The 3999-nt window shown below is 68.2% G+C and carries 2 protein-coding genes; both read right to left on the reverse strand.

The genetic code is table 11. From position 1 onward, the window contains the following. Positions 1-262 precede the first annotated feature (262 nt). The gene (locus RM445_RS31810) at positions 263-2581 is read right to left on the reverse strand and encodes a hypothetical protein (protein WP_311560570.1); all 2319 of its coding nucleotides are present in this window, start codon (positions 2579-2581) and stop codon (positions 263-265) included. A 569-nt stretch (positions 2582-3150) separates the two neighbouring features. Further along, a complete protein-coding gene (locus RM445_RS31815) occupies positions 3151-3777 on the reverse strand; it encodes a DUF6308 family protein (protein ID WP_311560571.1) in 627 nt (208 codons plus the stop codon). Positions 3778-3999: the final 222 nt, after the last annotated feature.

Raw genomic sequence — 3999 nt, forward strand, 5'->3', positions numbered from 1 at the left:
CTACGCTGTGGCCCGCGGCCACCGCTTGATCTTCTGATGTCGACACAACGGACGATGATCACGCGGTGGCCGCGCCGCGTTCCGGGCCACCCCACCAGCAAGATCACGACTTACGGCTGGAGTACTAATCCACCCCCGTCTACGGTCCGAACCGGCTCGTCGCCTGTCGTCCTACATGCGGTGCGGGGCTAGAACGCCCCGCACCGCCCGGCGCGACGGCGACCGCGCCGGCCCGCAGCGGCACCACTCGCGCTCCACTCCGTCACGCCTCGGTGCCAGGACCCGGCTCGGGCCACTCGAGCATGAGCTGTCCCGCGGCCGGGGGGCGGTTGCCATCCGGCCGAATCGACCGTTCCACGACGCGCGCCACGAGCTGCCGGTGCACGGAGGACGTCGCCCGCAGGAGCGCCCAGACGACCGCGCTGCCAGCGAACGGGAGGAGCACGATTGCGGCGACCGCTATGACGCCACTGCTTCCCACATCCCAGTCGATTAGATGGCGGCCGACGTTCGAGGCCACGATCACGGCTGCCGCAAGTAGCGTCGCGGCCGGCCATTGGCTGCCGAAGCGCGACGCGTACGGGGGCGGTGGCTCCGAGCTCGACGCGGGGCCGGATAGCAAGCCAACCAGCGTGAAGAGCAGCGCGAGGGAGGCGAGCGAGAGGGTGAGCGGGTGCGGCAGGCGGACCGCTCCGGGGAGCATGAAGGGAACCGCCACGAGTAAATAGGCCGCCGCCAACGCGCTAGCGAGGGTTGCGATCCCACCGCCGGAGTCGACCGGTTCGCCTCGGAAGAGCCTGTTGCAGTCCCGCTTCTCCCAGGCCCGCCAGAGGACCAGAAAGGGCAGGTACGCCACGACCACCGCCACGACCACCGCCACGATGGGCCCCACGACGTTGCGGTGCAGCCCGATGGCGTCCCAGAGCGGCTGAACACTGCCGATCGTCTGCGCGACGGGTCGAATCAGGACGTCGGGACCGACTTGGCCCCGTGCGAGCTGATCCAGCTGCTCCCGCAGCCGGAGTCCCACGACGAGCACGGCCAGGCCGGTCAGCCATCTGCATTTGACGAGCCACGACATGCGCCAATTGCGCCGGACCCTGGCCTGGTCGATCCGCTCCTGGTCGAGCGTGGGCAGCCGGTAGCGTAGCTGCGGAGGGCAGTGCTGAAGCAGCTCACCGAGGATCGGCGCGATCACCGATTCGACGTTCTGCCGGTAGTTCGTGTGGTCGGTGAGAATGGAGGCCTTGTTGACCACCGGGACGGTCCGCAGCCAGTCCGGGTCCTCGGCGAAGATGCGGCCGCCGGGCACGGGGTCCATCGACGCGACGAAGTCGAGCCACGCCGGTGCTGGTTCGCCAGTTGGCCTCAGGCGGAGCTTCTTGCGCAGCCTCCGCTCGTCGTGCGCGCTCTCCGTCGCGATCGCCCAGATCAAGGCGGCCGGGCTCAGCAGGATAAAGCCGGGGACGAGCAGGATGAGGAGGGCCGAGATCCAGTTGGAGTCGGCCAGCTCCGAAAGTACGTATGGGTAGGTCAAGAACACCATGACCACCTCGTAGATGACCATGAGGACGATGGCCCACCCCGTCCACCTCCTCTTCCCCGCTCGCGAGTCCCGGAGCTCGTGCAGCTTCGTCAGACCCGCCCCGACCGTGAAGAGCACGCGGAGGTTGCGCGAACGGGTGGTCTGGATGGCGTCGACGGCCAGGAAGGCGCCCTGGCTGTGGGCGATGACGGCGACAGCGGCGCACCGCTCGTCGAGCCACGCGAGGTCCCGGCGAACGCGGCTCACCATCGCGCTGTACTGCGCATCGCTGGTCACCAGCACGAAGCTGTCGCCAAGGATCGCGGCCATCCTCGTCGCGACCTTGTCGACCACGGCCGAAAACGCTGGAATCGGGAGGAGCGTGAGGAGCCACAAGACGGCCAGCGCCACGGTCAACACGTTCAGCAGCACCATGTACCAGACGACGTCGACGACGGTCCAGCAGATGCGCGACAGGACCGCGCGGAGACGAGGCATGCCCCGCCTCGCGGTCTGCACCTTGAGCCAGCTGAGCCAGAGATGGCGGCCGAGTTGCTGCACCACGATCCGTGGCGCCTGCGTCAACGACCACCACAGAAGCGAACGGGCAGGCGGCGCGTCAAACTGCTCCGCCCACCACGACTCCGCCAGACACCACCGCCCGCCGGGCAGGTGCAACGACAGAGCCGGGGGGTTGTCCGAGCCCGGCTTCAATACGCCGTCGTCGAACCACACCGGCTGGTCCTCGGGGTCACGCTGGTGCTGCGCGTCGACGAGCCGTTTGCGGCGTTCCCGCTTGTCCTTCCTCGGCAGCTTTTCCTTTTCGAGATCGGACAGCTGGCGGCGCAGCCGGTACCGCAACTGCTCCTCGGCGTCACCGTCCCGCGTCGCGAACCGGTGCAGGACGTCGCGAATGGCGTCGGCATACCCCACGAGCGTCTGGCCCTGCCGCTGCTCGCCGATGCCGTGCACCACCAGAACACCGAGGTCATACCGCGGGTCCTCGCCCGGCTCAGCACCCATCACGTCGGCGGCGGCCGCGCCGTCAGTGGTCACGGTTCCGTGCTCGTGTGGCGACCGTTCGCTGTTACGGCCCCGACCCCGGCACGACAAATGGCCCTGTCGAGAAGCTCGTAACCAGGCTGTTCGTGAGGCGCGATATAGAGCGATTCTGGGACGCCACCTCCTGCAAGGGCGCACCCGGACCGACCTGAACCACTCGGAGGCCGAGATGTCCCAGCCGGGCAGGAACAAGAATTGGATCCTGCTGCCGGCAACGCTCCGTACCGGATTAGAAAGCCCGAGCAAGACCCGTACCAGCGCGAACACCACCACGTTGCCCTGAGCAGCCGGTTCGCTTTGCAACACCTGACGGCGCTGAGGAGTGGTCCACACTGTCTTGTGCCCCCAGCGTGCCCCGTCAGCGATCTCAGTGGCCGTGGCGACGTCGCCGTGTACCTCGTTGACATCGGACGGCGCGAGGTTGAGGACTACCACGGCCGCGCAGACCACCGTCAGATCCTGACGTGATCACCGAACACGCGCTCGGCGCCCACAGCACCCCGCATATGGGCGCCAACGGCGGCACAGAGGCGCGGTCCGGCACTGTCGCCGCGTATGCGCGGTCATCGGAACAACTCGGGGTTCCTCTGGCCCTGCCGCGACGCCCATAGAGCTCCCTTGCCGGTCATCCACACCAGGACATCGAAGATGCGGATAGTACTGATCGACTCGCCGAGGCCGGCCGTGCGACGAATGCCGTTGAGCTGCTCAACGAGCCGACCGTCGTCGGCGCGCAGCTCGCCACGCAGGTCCCGCCAGTAGCCCTTCCCTGGATGCCCGAGCACCCCACGGACGACGCCGTCGAGAACTGGAATCAGGCGTGGTCGCTTCCGGGCCAGGAGCTTGCCGGCCATGACGAATCCGACGCCCGGGTAGCGGTACAGCTGCCACCAGAGCCAATCAGCTGCAGAACCGTCCGCGACCAACGCCTCGTCGGCGTCGGCCAGGTCGACGTCGGCAGGAACGTCGGCCAGACCCGCGGAGAGGCGGTCGGCGTCGTCCAGCAGTATTCCCAACGCCGCACGGGCGGGCACCTGCACGCTCAGCATCGATACGGCCACCAAGTCGTCGGCGGTGAACACGTTCGCCACGTCCGGGTGGTCCCCACCGCCGGCGAAACGTTCGAACGCCGCGCCGGTGTAGAGCGGTCTGCGACCGTCATCCTGCCGACCCTCAAAGTAGCGGTGCACGAGGTCGGCCGCGCGGTTCGGGTCGGTGAGGACGACCGGCAGGGACGAGAGCCGGACTGGCCAAGGCGCGGGCGGTGGCGGCGGCTCGGGCAGCCCTAGTACTCCAGCCGCAGATTGTTATGGAATACCCGTGCGTCTGCGGTAGTGGCTGGTGTGGGCGCGGTGTTGGTGGCGGCGTCGCCAGGTCGACCAGGCCCAGATTCGGGCGTGGTTCCGGCGGGT

Origin of the sequence: Pseudonocardia charpentierae (genome assembly GCF_031845345.1) — a bacterium.
Lineage (GTDB): Bacteria > Actinomycetota > Actinomycetes > Mycobacteriales > Pseudonocardiaceae > Pseudonocardia > Pseudonocardia charpentierae.